At 71.6% G+C, this 19,704-nt stretch carries 22 protein-coding genes and 1 pseudogene; 12 read left to right on the top strand and 11 right to left on the bottom strand.

All coding sequences use genetic code 11. The features are described 5' to 3' along the window. The first annotated feature begins 39 nt into the window (after positions 1 to 39). Entirely contained in the window at positions 40 to 654 is a 615-nt protein-coding gene (locus ACFXMG_RS26640; RefSeq protein ID WP_383817209.1) for a rhomboid family intramembrane serine protease, read from the top strand. On the opposite strand, the gene mqnP is transcribed toward ACFXMG_RS26640, so the two are convergent. Together mqnP and ACFXMG_RS26630 are read right to left on the bottom strand one after the other, a co-directional pair. After that, the gene (gene mqnP, locus ACFXMG_RS26635; protein ID WP_383817206.1) at positions 644 to 1,546 is read right to left on the bottom strand and encodes a menaquinone biosynthesis prenyltransferase MqnP; all 903 of its coding nucleotides are present in this window, start codon (positions 1,544 to 1,546) and stop codon (positions 644 to 646) included. The genes ACFXMG_RS26640 and mqnP overlap by 11 nt on opposite strands. Continuing rightward, positions 1,543 to 3,000 carry a menaquinone biosynthesis decarboxylase gene (locus tag ACFXMG_RS26630; RefSeq protein WP_383817204.1) on the bottom strand — a complete coding sequence of 486 codons (1,458 nt, stop codon included), beginning with the start codon at positions 2,998 to 3,000 and terminating at the stop codon, positions 1,543 to 1,545. The genes mqnP and ACFXMG_RS26630 overlap by 4 nt, the downstream gene beginning before the upstream one ends. A gap of 90 nt (positions 3,001 to 3,090) precedes the next feature. Between ACFXMG_RS26630 and ACFXMG_RS26625 the strand changes: the two are divergent. Both ACFXMG_RS26625 and ACFXMG_RS26620 read left to right on the top strand, forming a co-directional pair. Continuing rightward, positions 3,091 to 3,393 (top strand): annotated as a pseudogene (locus ACFXMG_RS26625) (PLD nuclease N-terminal domain-containing protein); the annotation flags it as partial. A gap of 307 nt (positions 3,394 to 3,700) precedes the next feature. Continuing rightward, entirely contained in the window at positions 3,701 to 4,576 is an 876-nt protein-coding gene (locus tag ACFXMG_RS26620) for a LysR family transcriptional regulator (protein ID WP_383817202.1), read from the top strand. On the opposite strand, the gene ACFXMG_RS26615 is transcribed toward ACFXMG_RS26620, so the two are convergent. Further along, positions 4,488 to 5,420, bottom strand: coding sequence for a DMT family transporter (locus ACFXMG_RS26615; RefSeq protein WP_383817200.1), 933 nt, complete (start codon positions 5,418 to 5,420; stop codon positions 4,488 to 4,490). The two genes, ACFXMG_RS26620 and ACFXMG_RS26615, sit on opposite strands and share 89 nt — an antisense overlap. A gap of 157 nt (positions 5,421 to 5,577) precedes the next feature. On the opposite strand from ACFXMG_RS26615, the gene ACFXMG_RS26610 reads away from it, so the two are divergent. Then, positions 5,578 to 6,204, top strand: a complete 627-nt coding sequence (locus tag ACFXMG_RS26610) for a flavodoxin family protein (RefSeq protein WP_383817198.1) — start codon at positions 5,578 to 5,580, stop codon at positions 6,202 to 6,204. Positions 6,205 to 6,270: 66 nt separating this feature from the next. Continuing rightward, on the top strand, positions 6,271 to 6,624 hold the full coding sequence (locus ACFXMG_RS26605; protein WP_383817196.1) for a hypothetical protein: 354 nt from the start codon (positions 6,271 to 6,273) through the stop codon (positions 6,622 to 6,624). Positions 6,625 to 6,644: 20 nt separating this feature from the next. Here ACFXMG_RS26605 and ACFXMG_RS26600 read toward each other — a convergent pair whose 3' ends face one another. Then, positions 6,645 to 7,409 (bottom strand): XRE family transcriptional regulator, encoded by a 765-nt coding sequence (locus ACFXMG_RS26600; protein WP_383817194.1) that lies wholly within the window; start codon positions 7,407 to 7,409, stop codon positions 6,645 to 6,647. Between the two features lie 185 nt (positions 7,410 to 7,594). Here ACFXMG_RS26600 and ACFXMG_RS26595 point away from each other — a divergent pair, with 185 nt between their 5' ends. After that, positions 7,595 to 8,053 (top strand): glycine-rich domain-containing protein, encoded by a 459-nt coding sequence (locus ACFXMG_RS26595; RefSeq protein ID WP_383817191.1) that lies wholly within the window; start codon positions 7,595 to 7,597, stop codon positions 8,051 to 8,053. Positions 8,054 to 8,123: 70 nt separating this feature from the next. Continuing rightward, complete coding sequence (locus ACFXMG_RS26590) at positions 8,124 to 8,795, top strand: class I SAM-dependent methyltransferase (protein WP_383817188.1); 672 nt, start codon at positions 8,124 to 8,126, stop codon at positions 8,793 to 8,795. Between the two features lie 9 nt (positions 8,796 to 8,804). Here ACFXMG_RS26590 and ACFXMG_RS26585 read toward each other — a convergent pair whose 3' ends face one another. Next, positions 8,805 to 9,155 carry a hypothetical protein gene (locus tag ACFXMG_RS26585; protein WP_383817185.1) on the bottom strand — a complete coding sequence of 117 codons (351 nt, stop codon included), beginning with the start codon at positions 9,153 to 9,155 and terminating at the stop codon, positions 8,805 to 8,807. Beyond that, a complete protein-coding gene (locus tag ACFXMG_RS26580; RefSeq protein ID WP_383817182.1) occupies positions 9,152 to 9,295 on the bottom strand; it encodes a hypothetical protein in 144 nt (47 codons plus the stop codon). Before ACFXMG_RS26580 ends, ACFXMG_RS26585 begins: the two co-directional genes overlap by 4 nt. A 174-nt stretch (positions 9,296 to 9,469) precedes the next feature. Between ACFXMG_RS26580 and ACFXMG_RS26575 the strand changes: the two genes are divergently transcribed. The 5 genes from ACFXMG_RS26575 (at position 9,470) to ACFXMG_RS26555 (ending at position 14,906) form a co-directional block, all read left to right on the top strand. Beyond that, positions 9,470 to 9,760, top strand: coding sequence for a GntR family transcriptional regulator (locus tag ACFXMG_RS26575; RefSeq protein WP_383817179.1), 291 nt, complete (start codon positions 9,470 to 9,472; stop codon positions 9,758 to 9,760). Between the two features lie 31 nt (positions 9,761 to 9,791). Continuing rightward, positions 9,792 to 10,244 carry a nucleoside deaminase gene (locus ACFXMG_RS26570; protein WP_383817176.1) on the top strand — a complete coding sequence of 151 codons (453 nt, stop codon included), beginning with the start codon at positions 9,792 to 9,794 and terminating at the stop codon, positions 10,242 to 10,244. Then, positions 10,237 to 11,163, top strand: a complete 927-nt coding sequence (locus tag ACFXMG_RS26565; RefSeq protein ID WP_383817174.1) for an isopenicillin N synthase family dioxygenase — start codon at positions 10,237 to 10,239, stop codon at positions 11,161 to 11,163. Before ACFXMG_RS26570 ends, ACFXMG_RS26565 begins: the two co-directional genes overlap by 8 nt. A gap of 148 nt (positions 11,164 to 11,311) precedes the next feature. Continuing rightward, positions 11,312 to 13,369, top strand: a complete 2,058-nt coding sequence (locus ACFXMG_RS26560) for a hypothetical protein (RefSeq protein WP_383817172.1) — start codon at positions 11,312 to 11,314, stop codon at positions 13,367 to 13,369. Positions 13,370 to 13,373: 4 nt separating this feature from the next. Further along, a complete protein-coding gene (locus tag ACFXMG_RS26555; RefSeq protein ID WP_383817169.1) occupies positions 13,374 to 14,906 on the top strand; it encodes an ABC transporter substrate-binding protein in 1,533 nt (510 codons plus the stop codon). A gap of 25 nt (positions 14,907 to 14,931) precedes the next feature. On the opposite strand, the gene ACFXMG_RS26550 is transcribed toward ACFXMG_RS26555, so the two are convergent. The 5 genes from ACFXMG_RS26550 to ACFXMG_RS26530 are packed head-to-tail and all read right to left on the bottom strand — an operon-like array spanning position 14,932 to position 19,629. Next, positions 14,932 to 15,459, bottom strand: coding sequence for an SRPBCC family protein (locus tag ACFXMG_RS26550; protein WP_383817166.1), 528 nt, complete (start codon positions 15,457 to 15,459; stop codon positions 14,932 to 14,934). A gap of 37 nt (positions 15,460 to 15,496) precedes the next feature. Then, positions 15,497 to 16,582 (bottom strand): c-type cytochrome biogenesis protein CcsB, encoded by a 1,086-nt coding sequence (gene ccsB / locus ACFXMG_RS26545; protein WP_383817164.1) that lies wholly within the window; start codon positions 16,580 to 16,582, stop codon positions 15,497 to 15,499. Beyond that, a complete protein-coding gene (locus tag ACFXMG_RS26540) occupies positions 16,579 to 18,273 on the bottom strand; it encodes a cytochrome c biogenesis protein ResB (protein ID WP_383817161.1) in 1,695 nt (564 codons plus the stop codon). The genes ccsB and ACFXMG_RS26540 overlap by 4 nt, the downstream gene beginning before the upstream one ends. Continuing rightward, complete coding sequence (locus tag ACFXMG_RS26535; protein ID WP_383817159.1) at positions 18,273 to 19,010, bottom strand: cytochrome c biogenesis CcdA family protein; 738 nt, start codon at positions 19,008 to 19,010, stop codon at positions 18,273 to 18,275. The genes ACFXMG_RS26540 and ACFXMG_RS26535 overlap by 1 nt, the downstream gene beginning before the upstream one ends. Before the next feature lie 4 nt (positions 19,011 to 19,014). Further along, positions 19,015 to 19,629: a TlpA family protein disulfide reductase gene (locus tag ACFXMG_RS26530; protein WP_383817156.1), complete on the bottom strand. Its 615-nt coding sequence runs from the start codon at positions 19,627 to 19,629 to the stop codon at positions 19,015 to 19,017. Positions 19,630 to 19,704 lie beyond the last annotated feature (75 nt).

The following is a 19,704-nucleotide window of genomic DNA, read 5'->3' as shown; positions in this document are numbered from 1 at the left end:
CTGCCGCAGGGGGCACGCGCGACGCGCAGGGGGGCTGCGATGACCTGGAACGGAACCGCGACCGGCGGCGGCTCGGGGATACCGGAGCGGAGTCGGGCCGACCGGGCGAAGGCCGCCCTCGGGCTGATGGCCGGGTGGGTGGCGCTGCTGTGGGTCCTGGAGGGCGTCGACTTCGCCACCGGGGGCGCCCTCGACACGTACGGCATCGTCCCGCGCGAGACCTCCGAGCTCGCGCACGTCGTGCCCGCCGCCTTCCTCCACTTCGGCTTCGGCCACGTCGCCTCGAACAGCGTCCCGCTGCTGGTCCTCGGCCTCCTCGCCGCACTCGGCGGGATCCGGCGCTTCCTCGGCGTCGTGGCGCTGATCGTGGTCGCCGACGGGCTCGGGGTCTGGCTCTTCTCCCCCTCGGACAGCAACACGGCCGGCGCCTCCGGCGTCGTCTTCGGCCTGTTCGGCTACCTCGTGACCCGCGGCTTCGTGAACCGGCGCCCGCTGGAGGTGGCCGTCGGCCTCGCGGTCGCCGCCCTCTGGGGCGGCAGCATGCTGGCCGGCCTGGTCCCCCAGGCCGGCATCAGCTGGCTGGGCCACCTCTTCGGACTCCTCGCGGGCGCGGGCGCCGCCTTCCTGCTGCGCCGCCGCCCGGTCAGAGCGTGAGCCCGCGGACCAGCAGGTCGAGCAGGGCGCACACGAAGAGGCTGATCCCGATGAAGCCGTTCGTCGTGAAGAACGCCCGGTTCAGGCGGGACAGGTCGTGCGGCTTCACGATGGAGTGCTCGTAGCAGAAGGCCGCGACCACGATCACCAGGCCGACCCAGAAGAAGATCCCCGCGTCGGTCGCCAGCGCGTACCAGACCAGCAGGCCGGTGGTGACGACCGCGGAGGCGCGGGCGCCCCACAGCGCCGCCGGGATGCCGAAGCGGGCCGGTACCGACATCACGCCGTGCGCCCGGTCCGCCTGCACGTCCTGGCAGGCGAAGATCAGGTCGAAGCCGCCGATCCAGATGCCGACCGCGAGACCGAGGATCACCGCGTCCCACGACCACTCCCCGGTCACCGCGATCCACGCGCCGACGGGCCCTATGGCCTGGGCGAGGCCCAGGATCGCGTGCGGGAAGTTCGTGAACCGCTTGCCGTACGGGTAGACCACCATCGGGATGACGGCCAGCGGCGCGAGCGCCAGGCAGAGCGGGTTCAGCAGCGCGGCCGCGCCGAGGAAGACGACGACCGCGATCCCGGCCCCGGTCCACGCCGAGCGCACCGACACCGCGCCCGTGACCAGCTCCCGGTTGGCCGTGCGCGGATTACGGGCGTCGATCTCCCGGTCGATGATCCGGTTGCAGGCCATCGCGAAGGTCCGCAGCCCCACCATGCACACCGTCACCAGGAACAGCGTCCACCAGTGGATCTTCCGGTCCAGCTGGAACATCGCGGTGAGCGAGGCGATGTAGGCGAAGGGCAGCGCGAAGACCGAGTGCTCGATCATCACGAGCCGCAGGAACGCTCTCGTACGCCCCGGCTGCGCGCCCGGAACGGCGGCCGTGGTCACAGCCCGTACTCCTTCCAGCGGCGGTCGACCAGGGCCGCCGTCGCCGGGTCCGACTCCACCATGTCCGGCCAGCCGCCGTCCCGGGTGTAGCCCTCCTCCGGCAGCTTCTTCGTGGCGTCGATGCCCGCCTTGCCGCCCCAGAACTGCTGGTACGAGGCGTGGTCCAGGTGGTCCACCGGGCCCTCCACGACCGTCAAGTCGCGGGCGTAGTCCGTGTTGCCGAGAGCGCGCCAGGACACCTCGTGCAGGTCGTGGACGTCGCAGTCCTTGTCGACCACGATGATCAGCTTGGTCAGCGACATCATGTGCGCGCCCCAGATGGCGTGCATGACCTTCTGCGCGTGCTTCGGGTACTTCTTGTCGATCGAGACGATCGCGCAGTTGTGGAAGCCGCCCGACTCCGGCAGGTGGTAGTCGACGATGTCCGGCACGATGATCTTGAGGAGCGGCAGGAAGAAACGCTCCGTCGCCCGCCCCAGCGGCCCGTCCTCGGTCGGCGGCCGGCCGACCACGATCGACTGGAGCAGCGGACGCTTCCGCATGGTGACGCAGTCGATCTTCAGCGCGGGGAACGGTTCCTGCGGGGTGTAGAAGCCGGTGTGGTCGCCGAAAGGGCCCTCCGGCAGCATCTCGCCCGGCTCCAGCCAGCCCTCGATCACGACCTCGGCGTTCGCCGGGACCTGGAGCGGGACGGTCTTGCAGTCGACCATCTCGATCCGCTTGCCCTGCACGAAGCCGGCGAAGAGGTACTCGTCGATGTCGCCCGGCAGCGGCGCGGTGGAGGCGTACGTGACGGCCGGCGGGCAGCCGAAGGCGATGGCGACCGGCAGCCGCTCGCCCTTCGCCGCCGCGACGGCGTAGTGGTTCCGGCTGTCCTTGTGGATCTGCCAGTGCATGCCGATGGTGCGCTTGTCGTGCCGCTGGAGCCGGTAGAGCCCGAGGTTCCGCACGCCGGTCTCGGGGTGCTTGGTGTGGGTGAGGCCGAGGTTGAAGAAGGAGCCGCCGTCCTTCGGCCAGGTGAAGAGCGCGGGGAGGAGGTCGAGGTCGACGTCGTCGCCGGTCAGGACCACCTCCTGCACGGGAGCGTCCCCGGACTTCACCTTCTTCGGCGGCACGTGGACCATCGAGCCCAGCTTGCCGAACGCCTCCCGGACGCCGACGAAGCCCTGCGGCAGCTCGGGCTTGAGCAGCCCGCCGATCTTCTCGCTGATCTCCTCGTAGGACTTCAGGCCGAGGGCCTTGAGGAGCCGGCGGTCGGTGCCGAACACGTTCATCGCGAGCGGCATGGAGGAGCCCTTCACGTTCTCGAAGAGAAGCGCGGGCCCTCCTGCCTTGTTCACCCGGTCGACGATCTCCCCGACCTCCAGGTACGGATCGACTTCGGCCTTGATGCGCTTGAGGTCGCCTTCGCGCTCCAGCGCCCTGAGCAGCGAGCGGAGATCGTCGTAAGCCATACGGGCAAGTATCGGTCACCGGCTAGGCTGGACTTGTCACCGGGGCCGACACGACGCGCCCCCGCCACCGTTTCCAGGGGGCTGTTCCACATGCTCAGGGCACTGATGATCCTTCTGCCGCTGGCGCTGACGATCTATGCCTTCATCGACTGCCTGAACACCCCCGAGGACGAGGTCAAGCACCTGCCCAAGGTGGTCTGGGTCATCATCATCCTGCTGTTCTGGGTCGTCGGCCCGGTGGTGTGGCTCTTCGCGGGCAAGGCCCGGCAGACGACGGCGGGCGGCGGAATCGGCGGCATCGGCGGCTTCGCCGGGCGGGGCGGGCGCGGTGGGCGTGGCGTCTGGGTCGCGCCCGACGACAACCCGGAGTTCCTGAAGTCGCTGGGCGACGAGAGGTCCGGTGGGAAGCCCGGCGCCGGTGAGAAGGCCGGTGAGCCGTCCGACGCGAAGCCCGACGGGAAGTCCGAGGCGAAGTCCGACGCGAAGCCCGATGGAAAGTCCGACTCGAAGCCCGACTCGAGGTCCGAGGAGGACGGGCGCCGGGACGAGGCGCTGTTCGAGGACTGGGAGGCGGACCTCAAGCGCGGCGAGGACGAGCCGAAGCGGCGCGAGGGCCGCGAGGAGGGCCGCGAAGAGGGCGGCAAGGAGAAGGACGCGTGAGGGTTCCGCGCTTCCTCCCCGCCCCCACCACGGTCGCCTGATGGAGCTGCGGCTCCTCGCGACCTTCGAGAAGGTCGCGGAGGTCCTCTCCTTCACCCGCGCCGCCGCCGAGCTCGGATACGCCCAGTCCAGCGTGACCTCCCAGGTCAAGGCGCTGGAGACGGCCCTCGGCACGGAGCTGTTCGAGCGGCTCGGCGGCCGTATCCGCCTCACGGAGGCGGGCGAGCGGCTGCTGCCGTACGCGCGCCGCATGGCCGAGCTGGCCGAGGAGGCGCGGGCGGCGGTGGCGGCGGGTGAGCCCGCCGGGACGATCACCATCGGCACGATGGAGTCCCTCACGACCTACCGGCTCCCGCCGCTCCTGGAGTACGTCCACCACCGCCACCCGGCCGTCAGGCTCGCCCTGCGCCCCACGCTGGGCGGCGAGGCGACCCGGCAGGCGCTGCGGCAGGGCACGTACGACCTCGGTTTCCTCATGGAGGCCGGCACCGACCACGAGGGCCTGGAGTCGGAGGTCCTGGCACCCGAGCCACTGACGCTGGTCGCCGCCCCGGGACACCCCCTGGCGGCCCGCACGGACCTGACCACCACCGACCTCACCACCACCGGCCTGATCGGCACCGAGCCGGGCTGCCCCTACCGGGACCTGTTCGAGGCGGAGCTGGCGGGCTCCGGGGCGGACTTCCTGGAGTTCGGCACGATCGAGGCGAGCAAGCGGGCGGTGGCGTCCGGGCTCGGGATCGCGCTGCTGCCCCGGATCACCGTCCAGGAGGAGCTGGCGTCCGGGGAGCTGGTGGCGCTGGACTGGGAGGCCCCCTTCACCCTCTTCACGCAGCTCGCGTGGCGACGGGGGAAGCGGCTTCCGGCGCACGTGCGGCTGTTCGTGGAGCAGGCGCGGCGGCTCGCGCGAGAGTGACCTTCAGGCTCGCGAGGACGATCAGCGGGACGCCGAGGGCCTGTACGAGCCCGATGTGGTGCCCGTACACCGCCCAGTCGACGAGCATCGCGACCGCCGGGTAGGTGAAGGCGAGCACCGCGATCTTCGGGGTGGGCAGCTTGGCGTACGCCGCGTACATGAGGACGTACATCAGCCCGGTGTGGATCAGCCCGAGGCCGACCAGCCACCCCCACCCGCCGCCGAGACCGGCGACCGCGCCGAGGTCGGCGAAGGGCAGCAGCAGCGGTAGGCCGGCGGCCACCTGCACGAGGGCGATGAGGTGGGGTCGTACGCCTCCGATGCGCTTGGTCACGAAGGTGGCGAGGGCGTACAGGACGGCGGCGGCGAGCGCGTACCCGAGCCCGGCGAGGGAGGCGGTGTCGCCCGGCCGCACCCCGGAGACGAGGACCAGCCCGGCGAAGGCGACGGCGAGCCAGCCCAGCTTCCCGGCGGGGATCCGCTCCCGGAGGAAGAGCGCGCTGAGCAGCACGAGGAAGAACGGCTGGGTGTGGTAGACGACGGTGGCGAGCGAGATGGAGCTGGCGGCGTAAGCCTCAAAAAGAAAAACCCAGTTGAAGACGATGAACACCCCGCCGAGGACGGCGAGTCCGAGCGTCCGCGCGGTGAACCCGTGCCCGGTGAGGTAGCCGCGGGCCAGGCTGTACAGGCCGAGCGCGATGGCCCCGAAGAGGCAGCGGAAGAAGACCACTTCGAAGGGCGAGGCCCCGGACTCGACGACGAAGACGCCGAGGGTGCCGGAGAGCACCATGGCGAGGGTCAGTTCGAGGGTTCCCCTGGCGTCGTTCCCACTCTCGTTTCTCATGCCGCCGACGCTACGAACGGGACCGGGGGCGGGTCCACGCCCCACTGGGGCGTCCTGCCGATGCCCCCCATCACGAAAACCGATCGGCGAGAGCGGAATACCCGCGCACGACGGCTAGTTGCCGGAGGAAGACAGGCCCCACGAACCAGGAGCACCCATGTCCCTCGACACGACCCCCGGCTCGGACCGCTCGGACCGCTCGTTCCTCTTCGTCCTCGGCAGCTCCCGCGCCGACGGCAACTCCGAGATCCTGGCCCGCGAGGCCGCCGCCCACCTGCCCGCGGGCATCCCGCAGCGCTGGGTAGACCTGAACAACCTCGCGCTCCCGGACTTCCAGGACGGCAGGCACGAGACGGCGGGCCACGCGCGAGGCGAGACGGAAGAGAACCTGCGACGGGCCACGACAGAGGCCACAGACATAGTCATCGTCTCCCCCCTCTACTGGTACAGCCTCTCCGCGCAGACCAAGCGCTACCTCGACTACTGGTCGGGCTGGCTGAACCTGCCGGACTCCGACTTCAAGGAGCGCATGGCCGGCGGCACCCTCTGGGGCGTCACGGCGATGGCCGACGACGACCACGCCGTCGCGGACGGCCTGGTCACCGGCCTGAGCCTGTCGGCGGCCTACCTCCGCATGCGCTTCGGCGGCGTCCTGACGGGTACGGGCTCCCGCCCCGGCCGCGTCCGCGCCGACGCCCGCGCGCTCACCGAAGCCCGAACCTTCTTCACCCGCGAGACCCCCTTCGCCCGCTTCCCCTACGAGGAGCCCGCCGTCGCCGTATGAGCGCGCGGCGCCGCCGCGGGGGAGACAATGACGAAGGGGTCTCCCCCGCCCCGAAGGAGGCTCGTGATGAGCGAAGCGATCCTGAGAATCGACAGCCTCCTCTGCGAACGCTCCAGCGAGGCCACGGGCGACGAGATAACCCTCCACTCCCACGGCCGCCAGGTCTGGCCCGACACCGACGACCGCACCTACGTCCTGTCGACCGGCGAAGAACTGGCCATGTCCCGAGAACTCCTCTTCCACGACTTCGCCGAACTCCCCCTCACCCTCCGCGACCACGACGAACTCGCCACCGACGACGACCTGGCCACCATAAAAATCCCCGCCACAGAAGCCGGCACAGGCCCCCACACCCGCGACCTCATAGGCCCGGACTCCCACTACAAGCTCCGCTACAGAGTCGGAACGATCCGGTACTGAGACGCGGCGTCCCTCACGGCCTACTCGGGGGCCCGGGCGTACTTCTGGAGCGCTGCCTTCGACGTGGAGGTGTCGACGAGCCTCAGCTCCCACGGGCCTGTGTTGACGTCGAAGTCCTTGCCGAAGCCGACCCATTTCCCTGCCATGCGACGGCCGGTGGGCTCCACGAGCATCTGGATCGCACCGTGGTAGCGAGCGCCCTGGTAGTAGCCTTCCGCGGCGGTCTGCTCGGTCCATGAGCCGGTGACCACGCTGCGGTCGACGGTCAGGTCCAGGGTGAGCGGGCTGTCCGGGTTGCTGGACGCTCCGGGCAGGCTCTGGCCGGTCAGCCGGACACCGTGCTGGAGCAGTACGACGTAGTGCTGGGCCTCGAACGTCTCGTCCCGCGATGAGCTGAAGAACTCGTACCGCGACAGCCAGATGCCCGAGTAGTTCATGCCGTCCGGTGGTTGCTGTGCGGCCGAGGCCGGCCGAATGCCTTCGGGGCCGAGGTCCATGTCGTGGCCTCCTGCGGAATCGGGATGGACGCGTGCCCGCGGTACGGGCAGGGTGAAGCCCAAGGCTTCGACGGGGCGCCCCGTCACGTGCTCCAGAGCGCGGGCGTACACGGGGCGCGGAGCGCGGCTGGTACCGGATTCCCAGCGCTGGACGAGACGCTTGCTCGCTTCGTTCGGTTCGCCCAGCTGCTCGCCGGCAGCACGGAGCGCCTTCGCCAAGTCGTCCTGACTCATGCGAAGGCCGATCCGCACGGCCCGCAGGACATCGTTCGTCGCGGCGGTCGTCATGGCTTCGACGGTAGCCCCAACGGCAGTCGAATGACACCGATTTGACGCCCAGGAGTGACGCCGGGATGACGCCCTGTCCGCCGCCGCGATGACCTGGCCCCGTGGGGACGATGGATGCCATGCCGATCCGCAGATTGCCTACGCTGCGGCCCGCGGCTCTCCGCCGAGAGGAAAGGGACATCCAGGTGACCATCGCGCTTGAGCATCCCCCGCTTCACCGCACCGAGCCCCGCACGCTCCTGCCCCGCGAGGTGTGGCAGGCCCTGACCGCCGACGTGATCAAGGCGCATCCCGGCACCAGCCGCGTCCTGGCCGAGCGGATCATCGCGTTCCTGATCGCGGGGACGACGACGGACGCGCCTCTGGCGCCCTCCGAGCAGGTGGACCGGGGCTGGCACGCCTTCCTGCTGCGCACCCGGGCGTACCAGGAGTTCTGCGACCGCCACGCGGGCCGGTTCATCCACCATCACCCCGGCGTTCCCGGCGCGACCGAGGCGGGCGGCCCCGAGGCGGCCCGGAATCGCACCGTGGCCGCCATCCGTGCGGCAGGCTTCGCCGTGGACCAGGAGCTGTGGCCGACCGCCGCCGACTGCACGCAGTGCCACGCTGGCTGCACGGACAGCCCGGTGGGCGGCAAGAAGTAGTCACGCCGATGTCGCCCGCCCCTCGGCCCTCGGGTCGGCGGGCGGGCTCTCAGCATGGGAAAGGACAAGGGTGCGCGAGCAGGACGCCGGTGCGTGGGATGTGTGGGGCGCGGCCAGGCCAGGGCGCCAGGAGACGAACGCGGTCGGGGCCGCTACGTGGTTCAACTGGACGCAGTGGCCCGACCACGGCCCCGACGAGAGGATCCTCGGCGACCTCTCCGCCGCCCGGGTCCTCGACCTCGGCTGCGGCAGCGGCGGCAACCTCGCTCACCTGGTCGCGCTGGGTGCCGAAGCGGTCGGCGTGGACGTCTCGCCCGTCCAGGTGGCTAAGGCGCGCGACCGATGGCCGCACCTCGATGTGAGGCAGCGGCCGGCCGAGGAGTTCCTCGCGGCGGACACGTACGAGTTCGCGGCCGTCTGCTCGGTCTTCGGAGCCGCCTGGTTCACCGATCCCGCCGTCCTGCTGCCCCTGGTCCACGCACGCCTGGCGCCGGGCGGAATCTACGCGTTCTCCCACAACCCGCCAGCCCTGGAAGGCTGCTACGGCCCGCAGGCGTCCCAGATGCAGCCACCGGAGAAGGGCTCGGAGCCCCTGTTCGTGAAGCGGTGGGACTACGAGGCCGATGCCTGGGCAACCCTCCTCCGCCGACACGGCTTCACCGACGTATCGTCCGAGGTGATCGCACCCCCGACGGGCAAACGAACGGGAACCCTCCTCGTCCGAGGAGTCAGACCCGCGTGAACCGCCCCCTCACGGCAGGCCGCCGGCCGTCGTATGGCATGGGCAGTCGCACACGAGGTAGCGGACGCCCGGTACGCCGCTGTCGCGGGGGGTGTGGTCGCGGCAGTGGGTGTGGCGGCCGACGACGCAGCGGGGTGAGCGGAACTCCGGCTCGGGGTGCGGCCGCGTCTTCAGGGCGTGGGTCAGGAGGGTCAGGCTCACCGCGTCCGCGATCTCCGGTGTCACCCACCAGCCGTCGCCCGCGCGGTCGCGGTGCAGGCCGTCGTGGCCCACGCCCAGGACGCAGACCGAGCCGCCCCACACCGGGCGGACCACCTCCGAGACGGCGAGGACGGAGCGCCGGGCCCCGCAGCGACTCATCGGGTGGCCCCGGCGTGGATGTTCCGGCGGTCGAGGTCCACGCCGACCGTGGCCAGCCACAACGTCCAGCGACGGCGCCGCTGCACCCCGGGCACGAGCTGCCAGAGCAGGAGAGGGAGGAAGGGGAGGAACGGGATCAAGGCAGGCACGATAGGGTTCCGCACGTCATCAACTCCGTTGATAGTTGGTGGCCATGCCCCGGGAGGTCTAGCCACCTCGCCGGGGTCTTCGCGTCACACGACCCTATAAGGCATGTATAGCTCTGCATAGCTCATCAATGGTTCGCACAGGTCTTCGATGCTTACGTTGGTCGTGTGACCGACCACAGCCAGATCCCCATCCCCGAGTTCAACCCGCAGGGCCCCCAGCTGGTCTACGTCGCGGTGGCCGATCACGTCGCCGCGCGCATTGCGGCCGGTGAGCTGGCGCCCGGTGCGCGGCTGCCGGCCGAGCGGGAGCTCGCCACGGAGTACGGGGTCGCGTACCTCACCGTCCGCCGCGCGGCACAGGTTCTGCGGGAGCGGGGGCTGATCCTGACCGTTCACGGCAAGGGCACCTTCGTCGCCGACCCCCTTCCGGCGGACGGGAACCGGCACCAGGTGTGACCCTCCCTGTCCGGCGGGGAAGAGTCCCCGCATGGACCAGGAACAAGCACGCCGGTGGCTCCGCACCGCCCTCGCCGAGGCTCGGGCCGGGCTCGCCGAGGGCGGTGTCCCCATCGGGGCCGCCCTCTACGGCGCGGACGGGGGGCTGCTCGGGCGGGGGCGGAACCGGCGGGTGCAGGACGGGGACCCTTCGGCGCACGCGGAGACCGACGCCTTCCGCGCGGCCGGGCGGCAGCGCTCGTACCGGGGGACGACGATGGTCACGACGCTCTCGCCGTGCTGGTACTGCTCCGGCCTCGTAAGGCAGTTCGGGATCTCGCGGGTGGTCGTCGGCGAGGCGCGGACCTTCCACGGCGGGCACGACTGGCTGGAGCAACACGGCGTCGAGGTCGTCGTGCTCGACGACCCCGCCTGCGTCGACCTCATGCGCGGCTTCATCGCCGAGAACCCGGCCCTGTGGAACGAGGACATCGGCGATGCGTGACGAGGCGATGCGTGACGAGGCGCGGCTCCCGACCATCGACCTGGCCCGCGACCCGGGCCCGCAACTGCCCGCCGTCGACCGCGCCCTGCGCGAGGCCGGGTTCCTGCTCGTGCGCGGGCACGGCGTCGACCCCGGACTGCGCGCCGCCATCCGCGAGACCGCGCGCGCCTTCTTCCACCTGCCGGCCGCCCTCAAGGAGCCGTACGCCGTGCGGGTCGGCGGGCGGGGGTGGCTCGGGCCCGGCGCGGAGGCCAACGGGTACGCGGAGGGCACCGCGACGCCGCCCGACCTGAAGGAGTCGCTGTCCTTCGCGGCGGAGGAGCCCACCGGCGACCCGGCGGTGGACGCCGAATGGTTCCTGCCGAACACCTGGCCCGCCGAGGTGCCCGGACTGCGCCCGCTGGTGGAGACGTACCTGGCACAGATGAAGGCGCTGTCGGACCGGGTGCTGGACCTCCTCGGGGTGGCGCTCGGCGAGGAGCGGGACTTCTTCACGCGGCACACCGGCCACCCCACCTTCGGCTTCAACATCAACTGGTACCCGGGGCGCGAGCGGACCGGCGTGCCGGAGCCGGGCCAGTTCCGGATCGGCCCGCACACGGACTTCGGCACGGTCACCGTCCTCGACCGGGAGGCGGGGAAGGGCGGGCTCCAGGTCTTCACGGACACCGACGGCTGGCGGGACGCGCCGTACGACCCGGCCGCGTTCACCGTCAACATCGGGGATCTGATGGCGGGTTGGACGGGCGGCCGGTGGCGGTCGGGCCGCCACCGGGTGCTCCCGCCGCCCGCCGACGTACCCACCGAGGAGCTGATGTCGCTCGTGTACTTCTACGAGTGCGCGCCCGGCACCACGATCCACGGCATCGAGTCGCACGCGTACCTGCGGGCACAGCTCGACGCCATCGCCACGGACTGAATCGCCACGGACCGAATCCCCACAGCCCGACAACCAATCAGCCCGACGACACCACAGCCTGACAACACCTCGGCAACAGACTCGAATTTCCTCTCCAGTTCCCAACACGCCGTCGATATCCTTGAGTTGACTGCGACGGGGGTGGCGGGTGCGAAGAGAGCTGTACGGCCGCGAGGCGGTCCTCGATCCACGGGGGCTCGCCGCGCGCCTCATCGGGCTCGGACCGTACGGCCAGGGGCGGGTGCCCTTCGAACACGGCGAGGACCCGCCGGTGACCGTCTTCACCGGCGGGCGCGGCATGGGCAAGACCGTGCTGCTCAAGGAGATCCGCAACCGCTACCTCGGCCTGACCCCGCTCGCCCTCCTCGACTGCGCCGCGATCGAGGAGCCGGCCGACCACGGGGCCGGCTGGTCCCCGGTCACCGGCGCCCTCGCCGAGCTCGCCGTGCAGCTCGGCCGGCGCGGCGACGCGGTCAGGCCCGTGCCCTTCCCCCGGCTCTCGCTCGGGCTCGTCGCCGTCACCTCGGTCGGCTGGACGCGGGACGACGACGAGCGGGCCCGCCGCGACCTGCTGCGGCTCGGGCCGCTGCTCGCCACCGTGGACTCCGGCCGGACCGCCGCCGCCGCCTGGGTCGGCAGGGTGCTCGCCAAGCTCGCGGGCACCGCCGCCGACACCGGCGCGCCGTTCGCCGGGCTGGTCGCGGAGGCGACCGTCGAGACCGTCGTCGAGGTGTTCTTCAACCGCTTCCGGCAGGCCCCCGACGACTGGTTCGGCGGCTACCGCAACGCCGGCGGGCGCGGTCTCGCCGGACTCCAGCAGCTCGCCGTCGACTTCGCGCAGGGCGGGCCGCGCCGCGAGGAGGCCGAGGCGTTCCTCGCCGTCACCCTCACCGAGGACCTGCTCCGCGCCTACACCGGACTGCGGCGCGGCAGCCGCGTCGGCCGGCCCCTGCTGCTCCTCGACAACGCCCACGAACCGGTCGGCCGCGCCCTCGCCGAACCGATTCTGCGCGCCCGCGCCGACGGGCGCAGGGACCACACCGTCGTCCTCGCCGCCTCCCGGCTCCGCGAGCACGAGGTCCTCCGCCACGCCACCCGCATCCGGCTGCCCGAGACCGCCCACCAGGCCCCGTGCCCCCGCACCAGCCGGGTCGGCTCCGGTCTCCTCGCCGTCGACCTCACCCCGCTCACGCCCACCCAGACCCGCGCCGCCTTCGACCAGAACGACCCCGGCGGCCGCACCCCCGCCGCGCTCTCGCGGGCCGTCCACCGGCTCACCGGCGGCCGCCCGCTCGGCGTCGACCTGCTCGCCCGCGCCGCCGGCGAGACCCCGCCCGCCGAGCGCGCCGCGCTCACCCCCGGCCGCCTCCTCGACCTCACCGTCGAGCTCCGCGAGGACTCCGCGCCCGTGCCGGTCGCCCCCGCCCTGCTCGGCGCCCTCCTGCCGGTCCCCAGACCCGGCCCGTACGCGGTCCTCGCCGCCGCCCACGACGAGGAGTCCGCCCGGCGCCTCGCCCAGGCCCGGCTGCCCGGCGAATCCGTCGAGGGCGACGTCGCGCTCCGCGTCCGCGACCGGCTCCGCGCCGAGCACTGGTCCGACCACCCCGGCCACTTCGTCGGCGACCCGCTGCTGCGCGCCCTGCTGCTGCACCGGCTCCGCTTCGAGGACGACGACCCCGGCTACTCCGCCTGGCGGGCCGTCCACGAGACCCTCCGCCGCCACTACGGGCCGCAGCCGGGCCCGTACCGGCTCCACCACGACCTGGCGCTCGGCGACACCGCCGAGGCCGTCGCCCACCTCCGGCTCACCTTCCCCGGCCCCGACGTCCTCGGCTGGCTCGGCCTGCTGCGGTTCGTCGCCTCCGCGCCCCACCCGCGCGAGCGGGGCCGCACCGGGCCCGACCCGCGCCGGGCCGTCGCCCTCGGGCAGGAGCCCGACCCGGCGCTCCCCGACGGGCTCGGCCCCGACGCCGCCGAACTCCACCTCTCCCTACGGCGGCTGCTGCACGCCGTATGGCTGCTCACCGATCCGCTCGCGCTGCCCGACGAGGAGGTCGCCGACCGGCTGGCGCACGAACTGCGCCGGCTCTCCGGCCGCCACCTCACCGGCAGCGGTCCACTGTGGGACGCGGCAGGCCACTGGCCGCGCGACATCCGCGCCTGGCGGGAGCTGTCGCTGCCGCCCGGACGCGAGGACGGAGTCTGACGCCATGTTCGACCGGCTGCGCCGCCGCTTCTTCTGGACACCCCGGCAGAAGCTCCTCAGCACCCTCGTCGCCACCTCCCTCGTCCTCGGCCTCGGCGGCTGGGGCCTCTACAAGCTCTTCGAGCCGGAGGACCGTTCCTGCGCCACCGGAGTCACCAAGCCCGCGAACAGCGACGAGTGCGTCGGCGTCAACGGGACCGGACACGACTTCCGCGTCGCCTCGCTCACCGCGATCACCGGCGCCATCGGGCGCGAGAACGCGACCCTCAAGGCCGGCGAGTACGCCACCGTCGCCGTCCTGCTCCCGATCACCGCCACCGACTCCGGCACCCGCGAGAAGATCCTCCGCGAACTCCAGGGCGCGTACGCCTACCAGTACCGGGCGAACCACGAGTCCAACAGCGAGACCCCCAAGATCCGGCTCGTCCTCGCCAACACCGGCAACCGCAACGCCCACTGGCGCACCGCCGTCGACCGGCTTCTCACCATGACCGGCGCCCCCGACCGGCTCCGCGCCGTCTCCGGCGTCGCCACCTCCTCCGCCGAGGTACGGGAGGCGGTCACCGCCCTCACGGGCGCCGGGATCGCCGTCGTCGGCACCACCATCACCGCCGACGACCTCGCCAACGGGCCCGGCCGCGACCGCTTCCCCGGCCTCGCCCGGGTCTCCCCCACCAACAGCGACGAGGCGAAGGCCCTCGCCCACTTCGGCGAGGTCGACGCCGCCCGCGCGATCCTCGTCCAGGACTCCCGCACCGGCGACCACTACATCGACACCCTGCGGACGGCCTTCGCCGCCTCTCTCAAGGGCGCGCCCTACGAGCCTCAGCTCTACACCTCGCCGAAGAACAACACCGAAGAGGGCACCACCGCCAACACCTTCCGCCAGATCACCCACCTGATCTGCGACACCCGCGCCGAGACCGTCTTCTTCGCCGGCCGCCACACCCAGCTGCGCCAGTTCATCAACGCGCTCGGCTCCCGAGGCTGCGCCGACCGCGCCTTCACCGTCCTGACCGGCGACGAGGGCTCGTACCTCGGCGCCGACACCAAGCTGAACCGCGCGGCCCTCGGCAAGAAACTGACCGTCCGGTACGCGGCCCTCGCCCACCCGGACGCCTGGAAGCCCGCGCCGGGCCGGCCGGTGCCGACGACCGGCGGCTCGGTCGTCGCCTTCCAGACCTTCCTGACGGACATCGCCCGCGCCGACCCGAAGCCGATACCGCTCCGGGACGGGCAGGCGATCGTCGCGTACGACGCGATGGCGACGGCCGTCCACGCGATCCGCCAGGCCACTCCCGCCGACGCCCCCTACCCGGCGCTGGCCGACGTCGGCACCCAGTGGCCGCAGGTCAAGGGCTCGCTGCGGGTCCAGGGCGCGAGCGGCTGGATCTGCCTCGACAACCACGGGAACCCGTACAACAAGGCCGTCCCCATCGTGGAACTGGCCCCCGACGGCACCCAGCGCTTCGTCGAGATGGCCTGGCCCGAGGGCTCACCCCCGGCGACGAGCTGCCTGCCGCCGAAGCGCGGCTGAGCCGGGTGCCGTGGGCGCGCCCCGCCTACGGCACCCACTTCGGCCAGGGCGCGGCGTCCCGCTCGTACAGCTCCCGCAGCTCGCGCCAGCGATCGGGTGTCCAGTCGCGCCAGTCCGTCGGCCGGCCGTCCAGCGCGTCCCGGAGCCGCTCGAAGTGGTCGTGCCAGCCGGCCAGGCAGTCGAGGAGCAGTTCCTGGTCGCCCCGGAACTCGTTGGTGAAACGCAGCACGGTCGACGCCCCGCCGGCGGCCGGTTCCAGATGGAACCGGATCCGTCCGTGCGGGGCACCGACCGTGTACTCGGCCACGTGGTCGGGGTCCCAGGCGGTCACCCGCCCGGAGACCTCCGTGTCGCCGTTCAGCCAGCGGAGGGTGACCCGTCCATCGAGCCTCGGCTCCAGCGGGTCCGCCGCGCAGAGCCAGGACGGGAGCCCCTCGGGGGAGGCGACCCGCTCCCAGACCACCGCCTGCGCGTGCGGCAGGTCGATCGCGTACCGCAGCAGGTGCGTGTCGCCGCCGTGGGTCTCGCTCCTGCCCCGGGGTATCTCGGTCATACCTCCAGCGTGGCCCCCCGAGGGGGGCCGTGCCAGCTCAGACGCCGGCGTAGGAGTGCTTGCTGCTGACGAAGATGTTCACGCCGTAGTAGTTGAAGAGGAAGCAGCCGAAGGCGATGAGCGCGATGTAGGCGGCCTTGCGGCCCTTCCAGCCGGCCGTGGCGCGGGCGTGCAGGTAGGCGGCGTAGCCGACCCACGTGATGAAGGACCAGACCTCCTTGGCGTCCCAGCCCCAGTAGCGGCCCCACGCGTCGCCGGCCCAGATGGCGCCCGCGATGATCGTGAAGGTCCAGAGCGGGAAGACCGCCGCGTTGACCCGGTACGAGAACTTGTCGAGGGAGGCGGCGGAGGGCAGCCGCTCCAGGACGGAGCGGGCGAAGGCGCCCGGCTGTCCGCCGCTCGCGAGCTTGTTCTCGTACGAGTCGCGGAAGAGGTAGAGCAGGGTCGCGACGGCGCCGAGGTAGAAGACGGCGCCGCAGAAGATCGCGGTGGAGACGTGGATCCACAGCCAGTACGAGTCGAGCGCCGGGACGAGCTGGTCGCTCTCGGTGTACAGCCAGGTGGTGGCGAGGCCCAGGTCGAGCAGGACCGTGGTCACCAGCGGGAGGCCGATCCAGCGGACGTTCTTCTTGGCGAGCAGGAAGCCGAGGTAGGTGCCGACCGCCACCGTGGAGAAGGTGGTGGAGAACTCGTACATGTTGCCCCAGGGGGCGCGCTGCACGGCGATGGCGCGGGAGATCACGCCCGCCGCCTCGACGGCGAAGGCGAGGACCGTGAGCGAGACGGCGATCCGGCCGTAGAGGTCGCCCTTGACGGTGCCGCCGGCCGCGCCGGGGCCGTCGGGGACGTCGCGGGCGCCGGCGGCGGACCGGGTGACGACCTTCGGACGGTCGAGGACGGCGGTGCCGCCGGCCCCCTTGACCTGGACCGTCACCGCGGCGGGCGCGGCCGCGTCCTTCCGGCCCGTCAGCGCGGCGGCGGTGCGGCCGACCTTGCTGCGGCTGCCGAACACCCATTCGGCGATGTGGGCGAGGAAGGCCAGGGTGTAGACGGCCATCGAGGAGTAGACGAGCGTGTTGCTCATCTGCGCCAGGCTCTCGTTGGTCTCGGCGGCGAGGATCACTTCTCGACCCCTTCTGATGCTTCTGCTTCGGCTTCGGCAGGTTCCGGCGCCTGGGGCGCCTGGGCGGTGAGCTCGACCGCGAGTTCGGCCAGCTCCTCGGGCAGCTTGGCGGACTCGCTGCGGCCGAGGCCCGCCATCTCGACGACGGTCACGCCGTCCTCACCGCGGACGGCGCGGACCCAGATCCGGCGCCGCTGGATGAAGAGCGAGCCGGTGAGTCCGGCGATCGCGGCGACCGCGCCGCCGAGGGCGAGGCCGTTGCCCGGCTGCTGGGAGACCTGGAAGCTCGCCCATTCCTTGATGTCCTTCTCGAAGGTGATCGAGCCGGCGCCGTCGGGCAGCTTCATCGTCTCGCCGGGCACCAGGCGGGAGGCGACGCCGGTGCCTCCCTCGACCTTGAACTGGACCATCTTGGTGGTGTCGAGCTGGTACACGTTCTGCGGCAGGCCGGAGTCGACGCCCAGGCTGCCGTAGTAGCCGGTGAGGGCCATGACGGGGAAGTCGAGGGCGGGGAACTGGGAGAACATGTCGCCCTTCCCCGCGCCCGCGAAGGTCGGCACGAAGAACGCCTTGAAGCCGAGCTGTTCCCGCTTGCCGTTCTTGTCGCGGTAGCCGTCCATCACCTTGATCGCGCCGGTGGAGGTGATGTTGTTGTCGATGGGCAGCAGCGGGACGGCGCCGTTGAAGACGACGTTCCCCTTGCCGTCCCTGACGGTGACGACCGGCGCGTAGCCGTGGGCGATCAGGTAGATCTTGGAGTCGCCGATCTTCAGCGGCTCGTTGACCCGGATGACGGCCTTCTCCTTCTCGCCGCCGCCCCGCGTGTACGTGACGCCCGCCTCGAAGGTGCGGGGGGTGCCGCGCTGCGGGCCGCTCTTCTCGTACGTACCGGTGAAGGTGTCCAGCTTGAAGCTGAACGGTTCCAGCTCGTCGACGCCGAACTGGGAGCCGGACTTGAAGTCGTCGTACTGGGTGAGGGTGTTGGAGAAGCCGTCGCCCTCGACGATCAGCTTGCCGCCCTCGGACTTGAAGAGCTGGCCCCAGGCGAAGGCCACCAGCATCACGATGAGCGCGATGTGGAAGAGCAGGTTGCCGGCCTCGCGGAGGTAGCCCTTCTCGGCGGCGACGGCGTCGTCCGCGGTACGGGCCCGGAAGCGGCGGCCCTTGAGGACGGCGAGGGCCGCCTCGCGGACCTCCTCGGGGTCGGCCTCGGTGCGCCACGTCGTGTACGCGGGGAGGCGGGTGAGCCGCTTGGGCGCGCCGGGCGGCAGGCCGCGGAGCTGGCCGACGAACTGCCAGGTGCGCGGCACGATGCAGCCGATGAGGGAGACGAAGAGCAGGATGTAGATCGCGGAGAACCACACCGAGCTGTAGACGTCGAAGAGCTGGAGCTTCTCGTAGAGCGGGGTGAGGGTCTCGTGCGCCTGCTTGAAGTCGGCGACCTTCATCTCGTCCGCGCTGGTCTGCGGGATGAGGGAGCCGGGGACGGCGCCGAGGGAGAGCAGGAAGAGCAGGATCAGCGCCACCCGCATCGAGGTGAGCTGGCGCCAGAACCAGCGGATCCAGCCGACGACCCCGAGGGTGGGGCCGCCGAGGGTGCCGGACTCCTCCTGGGGCGCGGTGGAGAGGTCCGCGCCCGCGGCCTCGTCACCGGCCGCGTGGCTCGTTTCCGTCGTGTCGGTCTTGCTCATCAGATTCCCACCGTGAAACCGCTGGACCAGCCCTGCATCGTGGAGACCATGCCGTCCCAGACGCCTGTGAGGAGCAGGACACCGGTGACGATCATCATGCCGCCGCCGATCCGCATGACCCACACGTAGTGCTTCTTGACCCAGCCGAACGCTCCGAGGGCCTTGCGGAAGGCGATGGCGGCGAGGACGAAGGGGACGCCGAGGCCGAGGCAGTACGCGAGGGCCAGTATGGCCCCGCGTCCGGCGCTGGCCTGTTCGAGGGCGAGCGCGTTGACCGAGGCGAGGGTCGGGCCGATGCACGGGGTCCAGCCGATGCCGAAGAGCGCGCCGAGGACGGGCGCGCCGAGGAGGCCGGCGACGGGCTTCCGGTGGAAGCGGAACTCGCGCTGGGTGAACCAGGGCATCAGCCCGGCGAAGAAGAGCCCCATGAGGATCATGAAGACGCCGAGGATCGTGCTCAGCGTGGAGCTGTACTGCTGGAGCGTGGCGCCGAAGTAGCCGAAGAGGGCGCCGCCGGAGACGAAGACGGCGGTGAAGCCGGCGACGAAGAGGAGGGCGCCGGCGGTCATCCGGCCGCGGCGGCTCTCGGCGAGGTCGGTGCCGGAGACGCCGGTGACGTAGCTGAGGTAGCCGGGGACGAGCGGGAGCACGCAGGGCGAGAAGAAGGAGACCAGGCCGGCCAGGAGGGCGACGGGGAACGCGAGCAGGAGGGCTCCGCTGGTGACGGTCTCGTTCACCGGCTCACTTCTCCTTGAGAAGCGGGTCGATCATGGAGCGCAGCTTGGTCTCGTCGATGGCCATGAGTGCGCGGGCGGCGATCTTGCCCTCCTTGTCGAGGACGACGGTGGAGGGGATGCCCTTGGGGCTGAGGGTGCCCTTGGGGAAGCCGAAGAGGATGGCCTCGCCCTGCGGGTCGTAGAGGCTCGGGTACGGGACCTTGTAGTCGGCCTCGAAGGCGAGCGCCTGCTGCTTGTTGGCGTCGCGGGTGTTGAGGCCGACGAAGGCGACGTCCTGGCCCTTGAGGTCGTTGGCGGCCTTCACGAAGTGGGGGGCCTCGGCGCGGCAGGGGCCGCACCAGGAGCCCCAGACGTTGAGGACGACGACCTTGCCCTTGAGGTCGGCGACGTCGAGCTTCTCGCCCTCCAGCGTCTCGCCCGCGATCGTGTTGATGTCGGCGCGCTCGCCCTTGGGGACGGTGGAGATGCCGCCCTTGCTGGTGACGAAGTTGTTGGCGCCTCCACCGGAGACGTCGTCGCCGTCGCCGCCGCAGGCGGAGAGCGCGAGGGCGGCGGACAGCACGCCGACGGCGACGAGGGCGCGTCGCGGGGCAGGACGGAGGCCACGGCTAAGGCTCATGTGAAAAGTTTCGCATGGGCGTTTGGGGGATCTTGGGCGCCCCCCTACGTGCCCGTAACGCCCCTTGTCAAGATC

It is taken from the genome of Streptomyces sp. NPDC059201, assembly GCF_042754585.1.
In the GTDB taxonomy this organism is placed as follows: Bacteria; Actinomycetota; Actinomycetes; order Streptomycetales; family Streptomycetaceae; genus Streptomyces.
This window is presented reverse-complemented; position numbering and strand designations above follow the sequence as displayed.

What these genes read in the sequence shown, in the direction of transcription:
- ACFXMG_RS26640 (WP_383817209.1), top strand. Translation starts at nt 40, where the DNA reads ATGACCTGGAACGGAACCGCGACCGGCGGCGGCTCGGGGATACCGGAG.
- ACFXMG_RS26630 (WP_383817204.1), bottom strand. Translation starts at nt 3,000, where the DNA reads ATGGCTTACGACGATCTCCGCTCGCTGCTCAGGGCGCTGGAGCGCGAA.
- ACFXMG_RS26620 (WP_383817202.1), top strand. Translation starts at nt 3,701, where the DNA reads ATGGAGCTGCGGCTCCTCGCGACCTTCGAGAAGGTCGCGGAGGTCCTC.
- ACFXMG_RS26615 (WP_383817200.1), bottom strand. Translation starts at nt 5,420, where the DNA reads ATGAGAAACGAGAGTGGGAACGACGCCAGGGGAACCCTCGAACTGACC.
- ACFXMG_RS26610 (WP_383817198.1), top strand. Translation starts at nt 5,578, where the DNA reads ATGTCCCTCGACACGACCCCCGGCTCGGACCGCTCGGACCGCTCGTTC.
- ACFXMG_RS26605 (WP_383817196.1), top strand. Translation starts at nt 6,271, where the DNA reads ATGAGCGAAGCGATCCTGAGAATCGACAGCCTCCTCTGCGAACGCTCC.
- ACFXMG_RS26600 (WP_383817194.1), bottom strand. Translation starts at nt 7,409, where the DNA reads ATGACGACCGCCGCGACGAACGATGTCCTGCGGGCCGTGCGGATCGGC.
- ACFXMG_RS26585 (WP_383817185.1), bottom strand. Translation starts at nt 9,155, where the DNA reads ATGAGTCGCTGCGGGGCCCGGCGCTCCGTCCTCGCCGTCTCGGAGGTG.
- ACFXMG_RS26570 (WP_383817176.1), top strand. Translation starts at nt 9,792, where the DNA reads ATGGACCAGGAACAAGCACGCCGGTGGCTCCGCACCGCCCTCGCCGAG.
- ACFXMG_RS26565 (WP_383817174.1), top strand. Translation starts at nt 10,237, where the DNA reads ATGCGTGACGAGGCGATGCGTGACGAGGCGCGGCTCCCGACCATCGAC.
- ACFXMG_RS26555 (WP_383817169.1), top strand. Translation starts at nt 13,374, where the DNA reads ATGTTCGACCGGCTGCGCCGCCGCTTCTTCTGGACACCCCGGCAGAAG.
- ACFXMG_RS26550 (WP_383817166.1), bottom strand. Translation starts at nt 15,459, where the DNA reads ATGACCGAGATACCCCGGGGCAGGAGCGAGACCCACGGCGGCGACACG.
- ACFXMG_RS26540 (WP_383817161.1), bottom strand. Translation starts at nt 18,273, where the DNA reads ATGAGCAAGACCGACACGACGGAAACGAGCCACGCGGCCGGTGACGAG.
- ACFXMG_RS26530 (WP_383817156.1), bottom strand. Translation starts at nt 19,629, where the DNA reads ATGAGCCTTAGCCGTGGCCTCCGTCCTGCCCCGCGACGCGCCCTCGTC.